General features: G+C 42.8%; 15 protein-coding genes. 6 read left to right on the top strand and 9 right to left on the bottom strand.

Annotation, left to right across the window (positions count from 1 at the left end):
* Positions 1-101: 101 nt before the first annotated feature.
* The 7 genes from ACFGVS_RS13925 to ACFGVS_RS13895 form a co-directional block, all read right to left on the bottom strand.
* The gene (locus ACFGVS_RS13925) at positions 102-1,430 is read right to left on the bottom strand and encodes a bifunctional folylpolyglutamate synthase/dihydrofolate synthase (RefSeq protein ID WP_439699084.1); all 1,329 of its coding nucleotides are present in this window, start codon (positions 1,428-1,430) and stop codon (positions 102-104) included.
* A gap of 79 nt (positions 1,431-1,509) precedes the next feature.
* Complete coding sequence (locus ACFGVS_RS13920; protein ID WP_090644035.1) at positions 1,510-2,328, bottom strand: energy transducer TonB; 819 nt, start codon at positions 2,326-2,328, stop codon at positions 1,510-1,512.
* A 108-nt stretch (positions 2,329-2,436) separates the two neighbouring features.
* Positions 2,437-2,838 (bottom strand): ExbD/TolR family protein, encoded by a 402-nt coding sequence (locus tag ACFGVS_RS13915; protein ID WP_439699083.1) that lies wholly within the window; start codon positions 2,836-2,838, stop codon positions 2,437-2,439.
* Positions 2,835-3,545: a MotA/TolQ/ExbB proton channel family protein gene (locus tag ACFGVS_RS13910; RefSeq protein WP_090643596.1), complete on the bottom strand. Its 711-nt coding sequence runs from the start codon at positions 3,543-3,545 to the stop codon at positions 2,835-2,837. The genes ACFGVS_RS13915 and ACFGVS_RS13910 overlap by 4 nt, the downstream gene beginning before the upstream one ends.
* A complete protein-coding gene (locus tag ACFGVS_RS13905; RefSeq protein ID WP_439699082.1) occupies positions 3,542-4,675 on the bottom strand; it encodes an SPOR domain-containing protein in 1,134 nt (377 codons plus the stop codon). The genes ACFGVS_RS13910 and ACFGVS_RS13905 overlap by 4 nt, the downstream gene beginning before the upstream one ends.
* Positions 4,676-4,709: 34 nt before the next feature.
* The gene (locus tag ACFGVS_RS13900; protein WP_274211904.1) at positions 4,710-6,584 is read right to left on the bottom strand and encodes a TonB-dependent receptor; all 1,875 of its coding nucleotides are present in this window, start codon (positions 6,582-6,584) and stop codon (positions 4,710-4,712) included.
* 36 nt (positions 6,585-6,620) lie between these two features.
* Positions 6,621-9,740: a tetratricopeptide repeat protein gene (locus ACFGVS_RS13895; RefSeq protein WP_274211905.1), complete on the bottom strand. Its 3,120-nt coding sequence runs from the start codon at positions 9,738-9,740 to the stop codon at positions 6,621-6,623.
* 261 nt (positions 9,741-10,001) lie between these two features.
* On the opposite strand from ACFGVS_RS13895, the gene ACFGVS_RS13890 reads away from it, so the two are divergent.
* The 3 genes from ACFGVS_RS13890 to ACFGVS_RS13880 all read left to right on the top strand — a co-directional run bounded on the left by ACFGVS_RS13890 (position 10,002) and on the right by ACFGVS_RS13880 (position 12,221).
* Positions 10,002-11,099 carry a hypothetical protein gene (locus ACFGVS_RS13890; protein WP_439699081.1) on the top strand — a complete coding sequence of 366 codons (1,098 nt, stop codon included), beginning with the start codon at positions 10,002-10,004 and terminating at the stop codon, positions 11,097-11,099.
* A gap of 163 nt (positions 11,100-11,262) precedes the next feature.
* Positions 11,263-11,769, top strand: coding sequence for a GbsR/MarR family transcriptional regulator (locus tag ACFGVS_RS13885; RefSeq protein WP_439699079.1), 507 nt, complete (start codon positions 11,263-11,265; stop codon positions 11,767-11,769).
* A gap of 77 nt (positions 11,770-11,846) precedes the next feature.
* Positions 11,847-12,221, top strand: a complete 375-nt coding sequence (locus ACFGVS_RS13880; protein ID WP_439699078.1) for a hypothetical protein — start codon at positions 11,847-11,849, stop codon at positions 12,219-12,221.
* Between the two features lie 84 nt (positions 12,222-12,305).
* On the opposite strand, the gene ACFGVS_RS13875 is transcribed toward ACFGVS_RS13880, so the two are convergent.
* Positions 12,306-12,677: a response regulator transcription factor gene (locus ACFGVS_RS13875; protein ID WP_274211909.1), complete on the bottom strand. Its 372-nt coding sequence runs from the start codon at positions 12,675-12,677 to the stop codon at positions 12,306-12,308.
* Positions 12,678-13,755: 1,078 nt separating this feature from the next.
* The gene (locus ACFGVS_RS13870; protein WP_090643628.1) at positions 13,756-14,115 is read right to left on the bottom strand and encodes a response regulator transcription factor; all 360 of its coding nucleotides are present in this window, start codon (positions 14,113-14,115) and stop codon (positions 13,756-13,758) included.
* A gap of 354 nt (positions 14,116-14,469) precedes the next feature.
* Between ACFGVS_RS13870 and ACFGVS_RS13865 the strand changes: the two genes are divergently transcribed.
* From ACFGVS_RS13865 to ACFGVS_RS13855, 3 genes are all read left to right on the top strand, one after another.
* Complete coding sequence (locus ACFGVS_RS13865) at positions 14,470-15,786, top strand: GntT/GntP/DsdX family permease (RefSeq protein WP_274211910.1); 1,317 nt, start codon at positions 14,470-14,472, stop codon at positions 15,784-15,786.
* An 8-nt stretch (positions 15,787-15,794) separates the two neighbouring features.
* Positions 15,795-16,604 (top strand): alpha/beta fold hydrolase, encoded by an 810-nt coding sequence (locus ACFGVS_RS13860; protein WP_439699076.1) that lies wholly within the window; start codon positions 15,795-15,797, stop codon positions 16,602-16,604.
* Between the two features lie 248 nt (positions 16,605-16,852).
* Complete coding sequence (locus ACFGVS_RS13855; protein WP_439699075.1) at positions 16,853-19,540, top strand: family 78 glycoside hydrolase catalytic domain; 2,688 nt, start codon at positions 16,853-16,855, stop codon at positions 19,538-19,540.
* Positions 19,541-19,675 lie beyond the last annotated feature (135 nt).

The raw sequence follows: 19,675 nt of genomic DNA, 5'->3' as shown, positions 1-19,675 counted from the left end.
ATTTTGTCTGAATCAGAATTTACAGGATTTTAGAATTTTCAGAATCTAAGCAGGATACACTCCTATAATTCTGTTAATCGTATAATTCTGTGAATTCTGATTCAGACAACCTCGGCCACCACAAAAGTACTGCCACCAACAAAAACCAGGTCGTTATCCCCAGCTGCGTTTTGAGCTGCCTGTAATGCCTGTTTAACCGATGTATATGCCGATCCCTGCAAACCAATGCTTTCAGCCTTCAGCCTTAAGCTCTCGGCCTCCAAACCCCTTGGGATATCGGGTTTGCAAAAATAGTAGGTAGCATCCTTGGGGAGCATGCTTAAAACTTTGGTAATATCCTTATCGTTCACCATACCAATTACAAAATGGAGGTGTTTGTAATTAACAGATGCAATGTTTTGTAAAACCTCCTGTATACCGTCAGGATTGTGGCCGGTATCGCAAATGGTCAGGGGTTTTTCTGTTAATGTTTCCCAGCGGCCATGTAAACCGGTGAGGGTTTTTACTTGCGATAAGCCTGTGCGGATATCATCGTCACTAATATTGAAACCCTGAATACGTAGTTCGTCAATGGCGGTTAACACCGTTTTTACATTTTTGAGCTGATATGAGCCGGTAAGATCAAGCCGGATGGCGAGTTGTGAGTTGTGAGTTGTGAGTTGTGAGTTTTTTGTGGCGGTTAAATCAAGTTGGTTTTCTTTTTGAATTTTGAATTTTGAATTTTGAATTTCCCACGTATCTGATGCAAATGAAAGGTTGGCATGTTCTTTTGTCGCTTTGTCAACAAATACGTGAGCTGTTTCCGGCTGGTTTTCGCCAATAATAACCGGGACGCCGGGCTTAATGATGCCCGCTTTTTCGCCGGCTATAAGTTGTAAAGTATCGCCCAGGATATTCATATGGTCCCAGCCGATATTGGTGATAATGGAAAGTAGCGGATTGATGATATTGGTAGAGTCCAATCGGCCCCCTAACCCAACTTCAGTGATGGCTATATCTACTTTCTCTTTTGCAAAAACATCAAAAGCAAGGCCAACAGTCATTTCAAAAAACGAGGGACGGATCTCATCAAAATCTTTAAGATGATCTTCAACAAAATCAATCACCGTTTGCTCACTGATCATTTGCCCGTTTATGCGGATGCGTTCGCGAAAATCTTTTAGGTGGGGAGACGTGTATAAGCCTGTTTTGTAACCTGCCGTTTGCAATACCGCCGCCAGCATGTGCGACGTAGAACCTTTGCCATTGGTGCCGCCAACATGCACGCTTTTAAATTTATGCTGGGGATTATCAAGGCGTTTGCAAAGCTCGACGGTATTATCGAGGTTAGCTTTATAAGCAGAAGCCCCATCGCGCATAAACATGGGGAGTTGGGTATATAGGTATTGGATGGTTTCGTTGTAGTCCATGGTCCATGGTCCATAGTCCATAGCTATGGTGAATTTGGATGAAAATTTATGAAATAAACTTTTGCCATGGTCTATTGTCCATTGACCATGAACTAAAAGATTAATTTACCTTAAACACAAATACCACAGTACCAACCTGGGTATCAGGTGCCGAATCGAGGGGATTTAGCTTAGAGTTTTTTACAGCATCTTCACATTTTTGCAACAACGCTGCATCGGTTATAGTGGTTCCACGGGCACCGGCACGCGCGTATACTACGTTGCCATCTTTATCAACTCTTATATCAACCATTATTTTGCCTGTTTGGCGGTTGTCGTCGCTAACAGAGGGGCGGCTTACAAAATTACGCTGGGCCATGTTAAGGTTGCCTCCGTTACCAGATCCTGTTCCGTTATAATTGTTAGTTAGCGTAGTGCCTGTAGTTTTGCCCTGGTTTCCCGGTTTATTACCCGTTCCGTCACCCTCTCCCGTTCCGGTTGTGGCTTTGCCTTTATAAAGGGCGTTTTGATTCACAACGGGTTTTGCAACCGCTTTAGTAGGTTGTGGCGTAGCTACTGCAGTTGTTGGTTTTTTTGTTGGGGCCGCCACTTCGGGCGCATCTTCGGTATTTTGGGTAACAACGGTTTTCTCGCTGGCCTGCGGTGTTGGTTTGTCCTCCGACGGCGGGGCAGGGGTAACTTTGTCGGGTTTGGTATGATTAGCTTTCTCGGCAACCGAAGGTTCTTCTGTACTCATATAATCGTTACCCATGCCTTCATCAACGGTGCCATAATTCACCAGGATACCACCTGTACCTTCCTCCTGCTTAGGCGGGTTTTTAAACACGATAAAATAACATGCCGCTATCAGCAAGGTCATGATAATGCCTGTTGCTAAAAACGCCTTTGGATAGTTATTTTGCTCTTCCCTGTATTCCATTTTAGTATCAAGTAGTAGTTGGTATCAAGTATCAAGTATCAAGTATCAAGATAGCTGCAAACAATTTTAGGCCAATAAATCTTGATACTTGATACTTACTACTTGATACTATCCCTTCGGTTCCGTTGCTAAAACCAGTTTAATGTTCAATTTTTGTGCTATATCCAATACCTGTACCACATCCTGTATGGCTACGGTTTTATCTACCGATAAAACAATGGTTAATTCTTTAGCCACCGACTTGTAGGTTGATAGTTCGTCCATGAGTTTATCTACAGGCACAACCTTTTTATCAACGGTGTACACCAGATCTTTAGTAATTGCTACGTTGATTGTTTTTTTGGAGATAGACTGCCCGCTTGACGATTTTGGCAAAACCAGCTTAACCACGTTTGGGTTGGTTACCGTAGATGCGATGAGGAAAAACAAAAGCAGGAAGAACATGATATCGTTCATAGCTGAGGTATGTACCTCGGCAGATGCACTTTTATGTCTTTTTCTTAAATTCATTTGCTTGGCTCCTCTAACAGGTCAATAAATTCAATGGCATCAGTTTCCAGTTTCAGGATCACCTTATCAACCATCATATTTAAAATATGGTAGCATACATAGGCCACAATACCCACAAATAAGCCGGCGGCCGATGTTACCATTTTTACATATAAACCACCGGATATAACACCCATACTGATGTTATCTGTTTTAGAAATATCGTAAAAAATCTTGATTACACCCGCAATAGTACCCAGGAAACCAAACATCGGCGCAATACCGGCAACAATACCCAGAATACCAATGTTTTTTTCGAGTTTGGATACTTCCAGCTTGCCAATGTTTTCTATCGCGCCTTCAATATCTTTTATCGGGCGGCCAATGCGCAACAGGCCTTTTTGAAGCATACGGCCCAATGGCGTATTGCTGTTACGGCAAATGGCGATGGCCGATTCCAGGTTGCCCGAATGGATACTTGCACGTACCTGTACCATCAGGTTCGACTCATTACGGGATGCCTTGCGGATAGTAAAATAGCGTTCAAAAAATATCACAAGCCCCAGTACAGCAAGTATGCCAATAGGTATCATTACCCAGCCGCCTTTTATCAGCAGGTCGCCAAAACGTAAATCTTCTGCGGGTGCTAATTGAGTGGCTGCATGGTTAGCGGTATCTGCTAAATGCTTTGCTGTATCTGTTACTGCCTGTATTAATAATAAAGTCATTTCTGATGTTTAACGAGTTGATATGGATACGATGTTATTTCTATTTTCTTTTCTTTTACCAGCCTATCTTTTTGGGCTTTTGCTTCATCATAAGTTGCAAAGCTGCCGGTTACAACCTTAATAAGCTTACCGGTACCTGGGCCGCTGTAAACGCGGGCATCAACCCCTTTTCTCTGGTAATTATCTGCTTCTGCCTGGGCTTTTTTTACCGTTTTAAACGACCCCAGGATAACGGCGAAAACAGGGCCGGTTGATGAATCGGCAGGCGGGGTGGCAGCACTTGCTGTCTTTAACGCAGAATCGGGCTTTAAAATTGCCTTTTTGATGGTATCAGTAGGCTGTGCCGCTTTTTTTACGGAGTCGGTATCGCTTTTTGTAACAGGTGTAGCTTTGGGCTCGGGCGGCAACTGCATTTCCTGGCCTTTGTTCAGGCGCAGCCATTGCGGTTTAAATTTGTAAATGGTTAAACCGGCGCTGGCCAAAATTATTATAGCTATTAATACAATTGCCCAGGTGCTTATACTGTGCCTTGGTTCTGGCTCTGCATCAAAATATTCTTCGGGTTGATTAACAGTTTCCTCTGACAGGATTTCCCTGATTGGTGGCGGTAATGGCAAAGGCTCCGGCGATTGTACAGCGGCCGTTGTTGCCTGGGGCGTGCCAACAGCTTCTGGCGCGGCAGTGCCCGTTTCAACTGTTACCTCTGGCGCAGCGGGCTGGTTTAGTTTTTTTATGCCGACGGGCGCGTACCCGTAAAACGATGCATTATCAGCATTGCTTATCTTTGATTTAAAGGCAATTTTGCCTTTATCCATAAAAAACCAACCCAGATCGGCAAACGGAACTTCCTGCAAAGCAGCCTCTTGTTTTAAGGAGTTTATGTATTTATCGGTGAAGTACTTAGATGACGCAAGGGAAATTTTTTTCTTTTCGGCGATGTACCTTGTTAAAGTGTCATCACCATCAACTATTTGCGGATTGAACTGTATTTTATAGCCTGGCGGGTAAAATTTGCGTTCGGCATCGTTATACCATGCGCTTACACGAACATGCACAAAATGGCCCAGCCCAGGCACGCTTATTTCGCCGTGCTGGCCCAATAGTTCGCTTAAGTAATTGGCTATATCCATTTGCTAAAATACGGTTTACTACAAAGTTGATATCTTAAAATGAGAAACCAACGCCGCCAAAGATATTAAATCCATAGTTAGGATAGTATACCCAGTTTTGATAACCTGAGTTTAAAATGTTATTTGCCTGCGCAAATACTGTAATAACGGGTGTAACCCGGTATTCAACACCGCCATTCAAATCGGCAAATGACGTAATTTCGCGGTTTTTCATTAACAGGGTTGTATTTGGTGTCGGCGTTCCCAACGGCCCCGGTGTTATGCCGAATGGCCTGTCATAGGCGGTTCCCCTTATCAATAATGAGCCGGTAATGCTTACTTTGTTGTTAATATGAATGGCAGTACCTGCTGTTAACAAAAACTTAGGCAAGTTCCAGGCTTGCGCTTCTGTGGCCATTTTATAGTCCTTAAACTCCACGCGGCCAAAAATGTTTACATCTTCAGTTGCCTTAAAATCAAGCTCGCCATTAAAACCGCTTACACGCGACCGTCCTTTATCATATATCACATCAAACTTGTAACCCTGAGTGGTTTGGGTACTTACAAATAAGGCCATATCTTTTACGCTGTTGCGAAACACTGCAGCTTTAAAGCTAAGCCCGGGTGCCAGCGTGCCTTTTAAGCCGGCGCTGATATCCAATTGATCAACGGAGTTTTGAAGCTTTATATTTTGATTGATATATGGGTTTACATTTGCAAAATCGCGAATAGATGCCCTGTTTACATCACCCTTGGCCTCAACAAAAAGGCGTACATATTTAGGAATTACCTGGTACTCGAGTTTTGCTGCAGGGAAAACAAAAAAGCGGTCATAATCGCCAAATTCTTTAGCGATGGTTACGCCCGCGTCTATTTTATAGTTGGTACCCTGGAATTTAATATAAGGGTTTAACCGCAGAATGCTGTTGTTTAAGTTATAAGCACTATCTTTTGGATTGGCAACATCAATTGAAGCGCCAAGGCCGGTGTAAAACTGTTTAATAGTTTGGTTTACGAAGCCCGAAAGCACAATATTACTCTCACGCGCTTTAAACGCATTGCTAAAAGAATAACCGTTTAGTTTTACCGAGTAGGTAAAGTCGTTTTCAACATTCTTAAAGTTTTTGGCCAGTTCAACTTCGCCGCTGATATCATTAAAATATTGCTTTTGCGGGGTAAAGGTTAAAGGAATTGAATCCGGATGGCCGTAAAAGTAAACTCCACGGCGTTTGTAATTAATACGGCCGCTAATGGTGTTTTCTGAATTGATGCTTTTGATAAATACTCCAACTTCGTCTTTACTTTCGGTTTGCTTATCCCATGAACCCGATTGCGAAAGGTGTTTCAGGAAACCGCCAACCTGTAAAGCCTGGTCGCGGCCGTTACCAAAATACGCTTCGCCAAACAAGGTTTTCATGCTACCCACGCCTGCTTTAACATAGTTGTTAAGCAATACCGAGTCCTGCTCGGCAGGCCGTTTTTGGGCATCAAGGCGTTTAATTTCCGAATCCTGCTCCAGTTTTTTATCCAACGGGGCATAGGCCAACGGCGCCTTAAAAGGTACTTTATCTTCCAGGTCAGGATTACGGCGAATTTTTACCGCATCGGCTAAAACCGGTTTATAGGCAGTAGTTACCACAATCTCTTCTGATAAACTTCCGCCGTTTGCGGGATTGTTGCCGTTGGCCCCACCCTTTTTAGTAGTATCCTGGCTGGTTTTGCTAACTACATCACCCAGTTTTTTTGCACCGGCATCGGTTTTCTTAACAGTAGTTTTTGTTGCAGGTTTTGCGGGTGCCTTGGCCGGCGTTTTGGCTTTAACTGTTTTTACTGTTGCCTTTTTTGCATGTTTCTTTGTTTGCGCTTGTGCAGGAACAAAGTATAATGCTATTATTAAGGTAAGCAGCGTATAGGTGTATCTTAATTTCATTGCTTGTCTTCTTTTATATTACTCTTCGTTATCCTGTTAGTTTTGGGCTGGGGTTTTGGTGGTATCCGCAGGCGCTGCTTTATTGTCGCCGGTATCAGGTACTACAGGTGCGGCATTTTTGCTTGATTTGCCACCGTTTAACACATCCAGTTTTTGTTTGGCCGTTGGCAGTATATCATCATCGGCTTTATAGTTATCAATAATACTTTGCAGGGTTGCTTTAGCCTGGAAATTGTCTTTCAGGGCCCGGTAGTTGTCGGCTAATAAAATATATGTTTTGGCTACCCAATAATCGTAGTTTGGCATCTCCTTAGCCAGGTCAAAACACATTTTTTGCGATGTTTTGTACCGGCCTTTTAAATACTCCACCTGTGCTACATTGTATTTTGCTTCGGCTGCGGCAACTGTTTTGGTGTTGGTTATGGTGTAGTTTAATTCCTTAATTGCGGTGGTTGTATCGCCCCTTTGCAAATAAGCCTTACCTGCATATAAACCTGTGCGGAATTTATCTTCCTGCGCGGTTTTATCGTTTTCTCTAACCAGTTTTACATAGTTCAGCGCGTCGTCCGGCATTTTCATTTCGGCATAGCAAAGCAACAGGTTATTAATGGCAAAGGTATAATCGGCCTTATATTCTGAATTGGTTTCCAACCGTTTCAGAAATACCACTGCTTCGTTATATTTTTGCTGGCTAATGTAAAGCTTGGCCATCGCTATTAATGATTTTTCGCTGTAGGCGCTTGTCCAGTCGTTTAATATCAAATTATAGTCCACTACTGCTTCCTGTGTCCTGTTCAGGTTGGTTAAGCTTTGCGCCCTTATAAACCTTGCTTGTTTTTCGTAAATCTGCTTGCCCGGGAACTTATCAAAGTAAGCGTTTACGGCACCTAACGCGCCTTGCCAGTCGTTTTTTAAATAAAGGTTGTTGGCAGCAGTTATCATAATGCTTTCCTGGTCGGCAGCGGTGTAGTTACCTATTGGTGTGGTAGCCGCATAGCTAATAAATGTTTGGGCATCACCTTTGTCTGTATAAATTTTTTCTATCTGTTTAAGCGCCTGTTTAGCCTCATCGGTTGATGAGTAATCCTGGATCACTTTTTTGAATGATTCAACGGCCACATCATCATTACCGGCATTGTAATCAATTAAACCAATAGTAACCAGCGCACGCGGGATGTAGCTGCTGCGCGGGTATTTCTGAATCATGGCCTGCAAATCTGTTTTGGCTTTATCGCCGTTTGTTTTCAGGAAATAAGTGTAGGCTATCTCGAACGACGCATCATCGGCATAATCAGAATTTGGGAATTTGTTCAGCACATCGTTCAACGTGCTTATCTTGGTATCCAACGAGCCCTGCAATCCCTGGATCATGCCACGCTGAAACAATGCGTAATCTTCGCCCTGGCTATGCCTGGCAATAATGCGGTTGTAGTAATCAAGCGCTTTGCCGTAGCTTTTAAGCACAAAGTAGCTATCGCCAATACGGGTTACCGCGTCGTTTTGGGTACTTTCGTCTTTTACGTCGCCGGCCAGGAACTTTTCAAAATAGTTAGCTGCTTTTTTGTATTGCTCGCCATAAAAGGCAGCGTAACCCACGGCGTAGTTGGCATAGTTGGCCACTTCGGTTTCCTTAGCCTCGGGCATATCTAAAAACCGCTCAAAGGTTTCAACCGACTCGGCATATTTACGTACCTCGTACATGGCTTCGGCCATCCAGTAAGTGGTAAGGGCTGCGGTTTTTGGGTCGATAGGGTTTTTTAGCGACCGAAGAAAAATACCTATGGCGTTTTCAAAGGCGCGCTCGTTATAAAACTCCAATCCACGGTAATAGGTAACCTTTTGATAAGCTATCTGAGCACTTTCTGATTTATTGGGGATGGGTTCCAGGATGTCAACCGCTTCTTTATAATTACGGGAGTTTAGCAGTTCTTCGCCTAATAAAACCTTCATCTCATCATTACGGCGCGAGCGCGGATAGTTTTTAAGATATAAACGCGTGGCGGCAAGGGCTTCGGTATTAAAATCCAGTTCGTATGATAGCTTGGCGTACTCATACAAGGCATCTTCCTGTAATTGCTTGTCGTAATTAAGCTTTGATGCATTAAGGAAAGCGTTACGTGCACTTTGCTTGTTGTTCATTTTCAGGAAAACATCGCCTAAGGTGTAGTTGCCATTTTGGCTGTATACATCTTTTTGCTCCACCAGTTTTTCAAGTTCGCTGGCCGCCTGGGCGTAGTTGCCCACCTTGTAAAAGGTGTAACCTATCTGATAGCTATCCTGTGTGTTTTGGGTACGCCCCTGGTCACGGTCCTGGAAACGGCCGTAGTACTTAACAGCATTGTCAAAATTGCCTTTGGCAAAGTACGATGCGGCAATGATGCGCAGCATTTCGGTTTCGTTTTGCTGGTGGGTGTTATTAACAATAGGTACCGCGTAGTTTATTACATCGTCATAGCGTTTATCTAAAAAGTAAACTGCCGAAATGTAATAAGGGTAGCTGTTTTCGTATTTTTTTGATTTTTTTAACCGCTCAAAGTTTACCAATGCCAGGTGGTAATCTTTGTTGAGGTAGGCTATGTAGGCAAAGTAATAAGTTGCATCCTCGGTAAATTCGGTTTTTTTGGCTTTTACTTCCGCAAAAAGCAATTGGGCTTCTTTATAATTACCTAACGAAAAATAAGCGTAGCCTTTGCGAAATTTATACTCGGTATTATCATGGCCGTTAAGTTCGCCGGCCTGTACTTTATCAAACCATTCAATTGATTTTTCGTAGTTGCCCTGCTTAAAATATGATTTGCCTATCTGGAAATAAGCCAGTTTAGTAAGCGGATTTTCAGGATGTTCTTTAATGAAACGCAGAAACATGCTTTCGGCATCGTCATTATTAAGGTTAAGAGCGCAAAAGGCTTCGTAATACTGGCTGTTTTCTTTTACCAGCGACAAATCCGACTCGAATTTGGGCTGGTTGGTAGTTTTTAGCCGGGCAGTTTCTAATAGCCGGAATTGCTCGGCCGCAGATGCATATTTTCCTTTACTCATCAGGTCGATGGCGGTATGGTAAGTGCGGTAAACCTGGGTAGATGGATTTTGCTGTGCCAGAGCGGTTGAAGCTATAAAAACAGGAATTAGCAGGGGGATGTATCTTTTTTTGATCATAAAGCGCATACTAACGATGATGCTAAATTAGCGAAACGAAAATGGCTAATTAACACAAGTAGTTAACAAATGTGGAAAACACGTTTATAAAACGAAGGTAATACTAAAGATGATATGTGTGTGGAAAACTTTAAAATTGTTGATTGTTCCACAGCCATTGGGCGTTTGCCCAAAATAACCAATTAGTGTAAATCACTGCAATTTTTTAAAACTTTAAGCGTGTTTGATAATATGTTTGTTTGCGTGTGTCGCTCGATTTTGGTGTCGGCCAGGATATACCGTTTTGCCGGTAAAGGACTTAAGCTGTTAATCATTTTGTTTTTTCCGTTGTTTTGTAATGCACAAAAAATAAACGGGCCAATTGTTTTAACCGCCCCGCAATTTTTATTGCCGGCCAACGAGTTTTACATTGCCGGGATTGTGGATGACCGGGATGACCGCGGTGCTGTAGCCTGGCTTTTACCTGCTGCGCAGCTAACCCCAGCCACACCAAAATACAGGGTTGATCTGGTAGGGGGTACGCTACCGGCAGTTAAAGAATATATGGGCAAAAGCCTGCCGCCCGATAAAACATTAAGGCCGGTTATTATCCATATCAAAAAACTAATGGTAGATGAAACTCTGCAGCCGGGAGGTAAAGTTGAAGGCAAATTGAGTATTGTTTTATCATTTTGGTTAAAAAAGGATGATGATGACCTGCGGCTGATTGATTACCGCGGGGGGGCAAACTATACCAGGGGCACAGGGCAGCAAATGGATGTGGGCGGGCTGTTAAGTAACTCGTTACGGGCGGGGCTGTTGTATTTTAATAGCTGGATAGATAAACAAGCTGGGGGCAATATTAAGCTGGCCAAAGGTGTAAAATTAATTTTTAGTGATTATGCCGAACAACCCGAAGGCGACACTATTTACTATTCGGCCAAGCGGCGTTTAAGTTGGGACGATTTTCAGCAAAGGCCCCTTGCCAGTAAATATGAAGCTGAAGTTTTCCCGAGCATAGCTTATGGAGAGCATGTGGAGGTTGTTAAGGGAATAATTAACGTGCACATAAACCTAAAACCATATTTGCCCAAAAGCGCTTGCTGGGTAAAGGATGGAGGCCGTACTCCTTATAATTTAAATCACGAGCAAAGGCACTTTGATATTGTAAAGCTGGTGATGGAGCATTTTAAGCAGCATTTGCTCAAAGAAAGACTTACGGTTGACAATTATGACGGCCCGATTAATGTAGATTACCTCGATTCGTTCAGGGAAATGAACGACCTGCAAAAACAGTATGATGACGAAACAAACCACGGGCTTAATGTAAGCGTGCAGGAGGAGTGGAATAAGAAGATTGATAAAGAACTTAAGCCTTAGATGTGCAGATTTCAGATGTGCAGATATGCAAATTTCAGATGTGCAGATTAACGAACTGATATACAGCTATGCAAATCAAAATCATCTGTAATTTGCACATTTAAAATCTGCACATCTAATTTCATTTATTTTTGAAAGTTTAAAAACTTATCTATATTTGTGCATGGAATTGGCAGAAGCGAAGCTGAAGTTTATTGAGGCCTGGGGAAAGCTGGGCTCGGAGTGGGGCATTAACCGTACTATGGCACAGGTACATGCGTTGCTCCTGGTATCGCCCGATGCTTTGACTACCGAGGAGGTGATGGCTGAATTAAGCATATCGCGTGGCAATGCCAATATGACCTTGCGCGATTTGATTGATTGGGGGCTGGTTGAGAAACAGCACAAAACCGGCGAACGGAAAGAGTTTTTTTATGCCGAGAAAGATACCTGGGTAATTGCACGCCGTGTGGCCGAAGAGCGCAAGAAACGCGAGCTTGACCCGGTTTTGAAGATTCTTGCCCAATTAACCGAAGTTAAAGGTGATGAAAATGACCCTGCCTATAAAACTTTTAAAACATCAATAAACGACATTAATAAACTGGCCAAAAACGTAAATACAACTTTGGATACCATGCTAAAAGCAGAAGAAAGTTGGTTTTTCGGGTCGATATTTAAAATGTTCAAGTAACATTTTTTTTGAATTTTAATTTCAATTCTTTCTGAAAATTAAATAATTAAATATATATAAACACAGATCACAAAATCATGAACTACTTTATTTTAACTTACTTTGTTTACCTGCTGGTAAGCATTGCATTAACTGTTTGGGTTGCCAAAGTATTATTCAAAAACGGCCGCGTTTTTTTGGTGGATATTTTTCACGGTAATAATGAATTGGCCGACTCTGTAAATAAATTGCTTGTAGTTGGCTTTTACCTTGTTAATATTGGGTATATGAGCCTGGCTTTGAAAGAAACAGGTAGCATTGGCAGCGCACAGGTAGTGGTGGAGGTGCTAAGCTACAAATTGGGATGGATAATTTTAATTTTGGGAGGTATGCACTTTTTAAACCTGGTTGTGTTTTTTAAACTACGTAGCCGCGCAAAACGGGATAAGGCTTTTAATATAAATATTCAATAAACGTAATAGAAAACAGGTGCTTTTGGGGCCTTACGTATGCCCAAGATAGCAGGGGCGCGATTGGCTAACCTGCTATTTTTACCATTAGGCCGCATGGTTGAGCCGTGCTTTCACACTGTGCAATAATACATCAATGTCAAAGGGTTTGGCTATAAAATCGTCCGGACCGCCATTAGTTTGGAGCACCCTGTCAGAAACATTGTGGCTGGCCGAGATCATAATAACCGGGATGTTATGGGTTTCTTTCATGCCCTTAATGTGTTTGCATAACTCACGTCCATCTAAGCCCCCCAGCATAATATCGAGTAAAATCAAGTCGGGATGATGCTTTCTGATCCTGTCAAAAAGGTAATGACCGTCTGAAAGTGTTTCAACCTCGTAGCCCGATTCTTCAAGTATGTATTGTAAAACCTCCAGTATGTCCTTATCATCATCAACCGCTAATATCCGTCTCATGGTATTGTCTTTTAGTATCTTCAAAAAATGTTATTAATCATTAATTAATAACTTTACGTGGAACATAAGCAAATGTTATACCAAATTAGCTTGATAAGTAGTTTTAAATCAGTGTAATATTGTGCTTATACTTAATTTAATTCAAAATAAATGTAAAAACACCGGAATAAAGAAATGAAAAGATGGGGAATGTTGTAAAAACGAAACAATTTGTACTAATTCTTTGGTTCAAATTTGATGATTGACCTTTGCTAAAGTCATCGTTTTTAAATAAGAAAGAAGGAAATTTGACTTGAGGCTCCAAATTCAGCGGTTAACACTATGCTTCATCCTGCCTGGCAAAAATATAACTTGCCTTTTTACATCTGGCACAGAAGTACTTTTTTATAGGTAAAAAAAACAAAACCCTTTTGGTAAACCAGCCACGGCGCATTTTAAAATGGAAAGGGGTTCCACATTTTGAGCAATAATATACTTTTCTTGGTTTTTCGCTGATATTTTGATCGTCTGCCATAGTAATATAGGAATGGCAATTTACAATTTAGCCTGTATAAAACAGTACCCCACGTCCAAATACTACCAATAAGTTAGTATTTATATACTTTTAGTTTATTTTTTATTAGTTAAATTAATAAAAAACATGTCTCTTGCGTTGGCACCGATAACAAATGTATCTTTTAATCGGAAGGAAAAATAAAAAACGCCTGGCAAAAAAACCTCTCGGGATCCTGTCTTCGAGTTCTGCCTTGCATCTTGGGCACAACGGCTTCTTTTTTTGTGGTGCCTTTGTACCTTGCTGAGGGTTTATTTGTACAACCATAATACAATCAGGGGTTTATTGTATTTAATTACGTTTTGTTTTTACTATCACAAAGATATGATTGTTAACAATATTTCAATCATTTAGGTTGTTTATTATCTTATTTTTATTTTTTTTAACGAAAAAGAATTTTTTTTTGAAAAAACATCAGGTTTTAAACAATCTTTTTAAATTCTTGTTAAAAGCGCGGTAAAAAGTAAATAAGAAGCTGTGATATTTCGGCTTAAATAGTGGGGATGAAGCGCAGTTGCGGGGCAATTATTTTATCAGGTTGTTAACTTTCTCTACAAGTTCTACAAGATCAAAAGGCTTATTGATAATGCCGTCGCAACCATAATTTAAAAGGTGGTCATCATTACTTAAATAAGCCGAAAATATAATAACGGGCGTGTTGCCAAATTTGGGATGCACTTTGATTGTTTTGCAAATTTCGCCGCCATTTGTGCCGGCCACGCGATAATCCAATATAACCAGATCGGGAGCGAACTCTTCTATTAGCGGTAATACGTCCCCACTGTTTGAGGTACTGCGTACTTCAAATTGTTCGTACGTGAGTGTCTCGTGGACAATTTCTAAAATGTCCTGATTATCGTCTAATACTAAAATACGCTTTGACATAGTAAACGTAAAGGGTGAAGAGGGCCTAAAATGTATTAAAGTATCTTTAACTAACGCTGTTGAATAAAATAACAGTAGGGGAGGCCATTATTAACGATAAATCAGCACACAAACCTAAACATTTTTTATAGAGTGACATAAAAAAAGAATATGGCTTTAGTGATTTTTTTGTTTTAATTAATTTTCTTTAAGAAAAGAAGAAGATAGTTGAGGCTTTTGCCAGCTTTTAAGCAAATAATTAATGGCTGTTATCTTCATAAATTTATCAGTTTGCATAAAAGCTTAAATCAAATATAGTTGCTACTTTAGTCGCATCACATTTGGCCTACGTGTCCAATTTAACAATTTGATGTAATGGTGTTAGCAATTATCCTTATTTGTATTATCCTGCTTATTTTATTGGTAAGCTGGGGCAAGGTAAACCCTTTTGTAGCTTTTCTTATTGTTGCTATAGCCGCGGGGTTAATGTTGGGCATTCCGATAAATAAGCTGATGGCCTCTGTGCAAAAAGGTATGGGCGATATTATGGGCAAATTGCTTATTATCATTTGCCTGGGCGCCATGTTGGGTAAACTTGTGGCCGTTAGCGGAGCTGCCCAAAAAATAGCCGAAGTATTGGTTAGGGCGGTTGGCCAAAAACATATACAGTGGGCACTGGTTTCGGCCGGTTTTATCATCGGTATCCCGCTTTTTTATGGAATTGGCTTTGTATTAATGGTGCCGCTTATATTTTCGGTGGTTTATAAATATAAATTACCGGCGGTTTATATTGGCTTACCCATGCTGGCCTCATTATCGGTTACGCATGGTTTTTTACCGCCGCACCCATCGCCATCGGCGCTGGTAGCTATGTTTCATGCCAACATGGCCACAACTTTTATTTATGGCTTGATGATAGCCATACCGGCCATTATAATTGCCGGCCCGTTGTTTGCCCGGTTTTTAAAAAAAATACCTTCGGAACCTTTGGCTACTTTCAGGGCCGATGAACTGCCGCCCGAAAAATTGCCCGGCGCTGTAAATAGTTTTCTTACTGCCTTACTGCCGGTGATATTATTAATGCTCTCGGCCTTGTTCCCGTACCTGGGTATCAAAAATGCTTTCGTGGTAAAATTGATAGCTTTCCTTGGCGATCCTTCCATAGTAATGTTGGTTGCGCTCCTGGTGGCCACTTTTACGCTGGGTATTAAACAGGGAAAAAAAATGGGCACCCTGGCCGGTAATTATACCGATGCTGTTAAAGACATAGCGCTCATACTGCTTATTATTGCCGGCTCGGGAGCTTTAAGCGAAGTTTTAACCGCCAGTGGCGCCAGCGATCAGATTGCCGATCAGTTAAAGGCCTTGAACCTGCCGCCATTGCTTTTAGGTTGGGTTATAGCGGCCATTATTCGTGTTAGTTTAGGATCGGCAACGGTGGCCGGGCTTGCAGCGGCGGGAATTTTGGTAAAATTGGTAACCAAAAGTCACGTTGATCCTAATTTAATGGTGCTATCTATAGGTGCAGGAAGCCTGGCGTTTTCGCATGTTAATGATTCGGGCTTTTGGCTTTTTAAAGAATATTTTAACATCAGCATAAAAGATACCATCAGGTCATGGTCGGTAATGGAAACGTTGGTTTCGTTAACAGGCCTTGCGGGAGTATTAATTATTAACCAGTTTGTAAAGTAAGGCCCGTAATGAAAAAACTTATAAAATTAATAACAGTATTGTTAATAGCGCTTACAGCAAGCCTTGCCGGTTTTGGACAGGAAATGGCCGGAAACTTTTATACAGCGGCCGACGGCGTAAAAATTTATTACGAGGTTAAGGGCAGCGGAATGCCGGTTGTGCTTATTCACGGGTTTTCGGGCACTGGGCAGGGATGGAAAAACGGGCACCTTTACCCCGATTTGCTTGCTGCCGGTTATAAAGTGATTGTACTTGACCAGCGGGGCAACGGACAGTCGGACAAGCCGCATACAGATGCTGGTTACGCTAACGATGCCGAGGCTAAAGACATAATGGGGTTGGTAAGCAGCCTGGGCATCAAGAAATATAACGTGGTGGGCTATTCGCGCGGGTCTATCATCGCATCGCGGTTACTGGTGCTGGATAAGCGGGTGCAAAAATTGGTAATGGGCGGTATGGGCGATGCATATACCAACCCCGAATGGCCAAGGCGCGTTCACGCATACAAAGCCCTGATGGGTGATACAAGTTTTCATGATGTGGATGGTATGATAAAATATATTCATAGTAACCCGGCTTTTGATGTACCGGCACTGGCTTTGCAACAAAAATATCAGCCGTCAACAAGTCCGGAGGAGTTGGCTAAGGTGAAAATTCCGGTATTGCTGATAAATGGCACAGAAGATCATGACGGCGGATCTGAAACAGCATTACATAAAATGATCGCGACATCCAAACTAAGTTATGTGCCTGGCGACCATAACGCTGCATCAAAAACGGTACAGTTTTCGGCCAGCGTGATGGAGTTTTTTAAATAAACTTTGAGTAGGGCATTGCTGACTATTGATAGTGGGGATGGGGCGGAGTTGAATGAAGTGTTGTAATATCGGGCGTTTTTATAGCCATTTATTTTTCTAAGGGCTGTTCAAGACTGTGCAGGACACCTAAATAAAAATATCGTTTTACATTGCGGGTTGTATATTGAAAGAATACTTTCGGTATACCATACCCATGATTTTGCTAAAAGCTTTTACTACTATTATAAACCCGGATATTCCTTTTTAAGATGAAACAATGTTTACGCAAACCTGCGCTTTACACCGCTTTATTGTTTATTTGTTTGTTTAAAATTTCGGCGGTTGCGTTTGCACAAACGCCTGTAACCACGGGCCTGAAATGCGAATACCTGGTTGCTCCGATAGGTATCGATGCCAAACACCCGCGTTTAACCTGGCAAACGGCCGATGCGCGGCAGGGCGCAGCCCAAACCGCATATCAACTGTTTGTAGGTGCCGATTCGGCGGCCGTTGCCACAGGCAGGGGTGATAGCTGGACAACTGCCAGGGTAGTTTCGGCTGCCGGCCTGGTTACCTACAACGGCAAGGCCCTGCAACCATTTACCAAATATTTTTGGAAGGTTATTGTATGGGATAAGGCCGGTAAAAAATTAAGCGCATCGGCAATTACAAGCTTTGAAACCGGCATGATGGAAATGCGAAACTGGAAAGGATCGTGGATAAGTGATAATAAAGGTATATCGGTTAACCCCGCCCCCTATTTTCGTAACACCTTTAAAGTGGGTAAAACTGTCAGGTCGGCAAGGGCGTATATCGCGGTAGCCGGTTTATATGAGCTTTACATTAATGGTAAAAAAATTGGCAACCACCGGCTCGACCCGATGTATACCCGGTTTGACAGGCGCACACTTTACGTTGCCTATGACGTAACCGCCAACCTGCAAAATGGTAAAAACGCGGTAGGTGTATTATTGGGCAACGGCTGGTACAACCACCAAAGCACGGCCGTATGGTTTTTTCACCAGGCGCCGTGGCGCGGCAGGCCAGCTTTTTGCATGGATTTAAGGGTGACTTATACCGACGGCACTACCGAAACGATATCATCTGATACCCGGTGGAAAACATCACTGAGCCCCGTAGTATTCAACAGTATTTATACCGCCGAACATTATGATGCCCGCAAGGAGCAGCCCGGATGGAATACCCCCGATTTTATCGACTCGGCATGGAAAAACGTTATCAACCGCTCGGCCCCATCAGCAAATATTGTGGCCCAAAGCCTGCAGCCTATTCGCAATGTAGAGGAGATAGCCACCAAAACCGTTACTAAAATTGATAATAACCTATGGGTGTTTGATATTGGCCGCAATATATCCGGCGTAAGCCAGATTACCGTTAAAGGTGATTCGGGCACTGTGATCCGACTGAAACACGCCGAACGGCTGAACAAAAACGGCCACGTAGATCAATCCAATATCGATCTGCATTACCGCCCAACCGATGATAAAGACCCTTTCCAGACCGATATTTTTATCCTGGGCGGCAAAGGCGAAGAAACCTTTATGCCTAAGTTTAACTATAAGGGATTTCAGTATGTAGAGGTAAGCAGCAGCAAGCCCATCCAGCTGACCAAAGAAAGTTTAAAGGCTTACTTTATGCACAGCGATGTACAGCCGGTAGGCGAGGTAAGCTCATCAAACCAAACTATTAACCAAATTTGGAGCGCCACCAACCACAGCTACCTGAGCAACCTGTTTGGCTACCCAACAGATTGCCCGCAACGCGAAAAGAACGGTTGGACAGGCGATGCCCACATAGCCAGCGAAACAGGGCTGTATAATTTTGATGCCATCACCATTTACGAAAAATGGCTGGCCGACCACCGCGACGAGCAACAGCCTAACGGCGTATTACCATCCATTATCCCTACCGGCGGCTGGGGCTATGAGTGGGGTAACGGCCCCGATTGGACAAGCACCATTGCCATCATCCCCTGGAATATCTATTTGTTTTATGGCGATAGCAAACTGCTGGCCGATAGCTATACCAGCATCGAAAAATATGTGAACCACATAGATGAGCTTTACCCAACCGGCCTTACCAGCTGGGGCCTTGGCGACTGGGTGCCGGTGAAATCTGTTTCGCCGGTCGAGCTTACCTCATCGGTTTATTATTATAAAGATGCAACGATATTGGCCAAAGCAGCCCATATTTTGGGTAAACAAGCCGACTTTGTAAAATATACGGGCCTGGCTACGAAAATAAAAAACGCCATCAATGCCAAATACCTTAATATGCAAACCGGCATTTACGGTCAGGGTTTTCAAACCGAGCTGAGTGTTCCGTTATTTTGGGGTGTGGTACCCGATAACATGAAAAGCAAGGTGGCTGCTAACCTGGCTGCCCGCGTTGCTGCCGATAATTACCACCTGGATGTGGGTATTCTTGGTGCCAAAGCCATTTTAAGCGCCCTGAGCGACAATGGTTACCCCGATGTAGCGTACAGGATAGCATCGCAGGAAACCTTCCCTTCCTGGGGATGGTGGATGGTGAACGGCGCCACAACGCTGTACGAAAATTGGCAGATTGATGCCAAATCTGATATCTCCCTCAACCATATTATGTTTGGCGAAATCGGCGCCTGGTTGTACAAAGGCATTGCAGGCATTCAGCCGGATGCAAATGAGCCCGGATTTAAAAATGTGATCCTGGCACCGCATTTTGTGCCCGGTTTAAATGAGTTTACAGCCACGCATGCTGGCCCCTACGGCAAAATTTTATCGTCATGGAAACGGGAGGGGAGCAGTGTTACTTATAAGGTAATTATACCTGCAAATTCAACGGCAAGTATCACTTTCCCTGTAGCTAAAGTTACCTTATCAGGTAAATTAATTGGGAGGGAATATAAAGCAGTGGCGGGCAACTATGAGTTTAAAATAAGCCCCCCGGCCCCCTAAAGGGGAGTTTTTGCTTATCGCACTCGTTTTAATGAACCAGTGTTAACCTAAATGACGTTAAACTGACAGGCCGGTAACACAACCGGCCTGTTTTGTATATAGCTTTGTTACATCGGGGACCTGCAACCCGGTTAG

The sequence above is a fragment of the Mucilaginibacter sediminis genome, assembly GCF_051903035.1.
Taxonomy (GTDB): domain Bacteria; phylum Bacteroidota; class Bacteroidia; order Sphingobacteriales; family Sphingobacteriaceae; genus Mucilaginibacter.
This window is presented reverse-complemented; position numbering and strand designations above follow the sequence as displayed.

Coding starts and splice junctions, on each gene's coding strand:
- ACFGVS_RS13925 (WP_439699084.1), bottom strand. CDS start 1,430: ATGGACTATGGACCATGGACCATGGACTACAACGAAACCATCCAATAC.
- ACFGVS_RS13920 (WP_090644035.1), bottom strand. CDS start 2,328: ATGGAATACAGGGAAGAGCAAAATAACTATCCAAAGGCGTTTTTAGCA.
- ACFGVS_RS13915 (WP_439699083.1), bottom strand. CDS start 2,838: ATGAATTTAAGAAAAAGACATAAAAGTGCATCTGCCGAGGTACATACC.
- ACFGVS_RS13910 (WP_090643596.1), bottom strand. CDS start 3,545: ATGACTTTATTATTAATACAGGCAGTAACAGATACAGCAAAGCATTTA.
- ACFGVS_RS13905 (WP_439699082.1), bottom strand. CDS start 4,675: ATGGATATAGCCAATTACTTAAGCGAACTATTGGGCCAGCACGGCGAA.
- ACFGVS_RS13900 (WP_274211904.1), bottom strand. CDS start 6,584: ATGAAATTAAGATACACCTATACGCTGCTTACCTTAATAATAGCATTA.
- ACFGVS_RS13895 (WP_274211905.1), bottom strand. CDS start 9,740: ATGATCAAAAAAAGATACATCCCCCTGCTAATTCCTGTTTTTATAGCT.
- ACFGVS_RS13885 (WP_439699079.1), top strand. CDS start 11,263: ATGGAATTGGCAGAAGCGAAGCTGAAGTTTATTGAGGCCTGGGGAAAG.
- ACFGVS_RS13880 (WP_439699078.1), top strand. CDS start 11,847: ATGAACTACTTTATTTTAACTTACTTTGTTTACCTGCTGGTAAGCATT.
- ACFGVS_RS13875 (WP_274211909.1), bottom strand. CDS start 12,677: ATGAGACGGATATTAGCGGTTGATGATGATAAGGACATACTGGAGGTT.
- ACFGVS_RS13870 (WP_090643628.1), bottom strand. CDS start 14,115: ATGTCAAAGCGTATTTTAGTATTAGACGATAATCAGGACATTTTAGAA.
- ACFGVS_RS13865 (WP_274211910.1), top strand. CDS start 14,470: ATGGTGTTAGCAATTATCCTTATTTGTATTATCCTGCTTATTTTATTG.
- ACFGVS_RS13860 (WP_439699076.1), top strand. CDS start 15,795: ATGAAAAAACTTATAAAATTAATAACAGTATTGTTAATAGCGCTTACA.
- ACFGVS_RS13855 (WP_439699075.1), top strand. CDS start 16,853: ATGAAACAATGTTTACGCAAACCTGCGCTTTACACCGCTTTATTGTTT.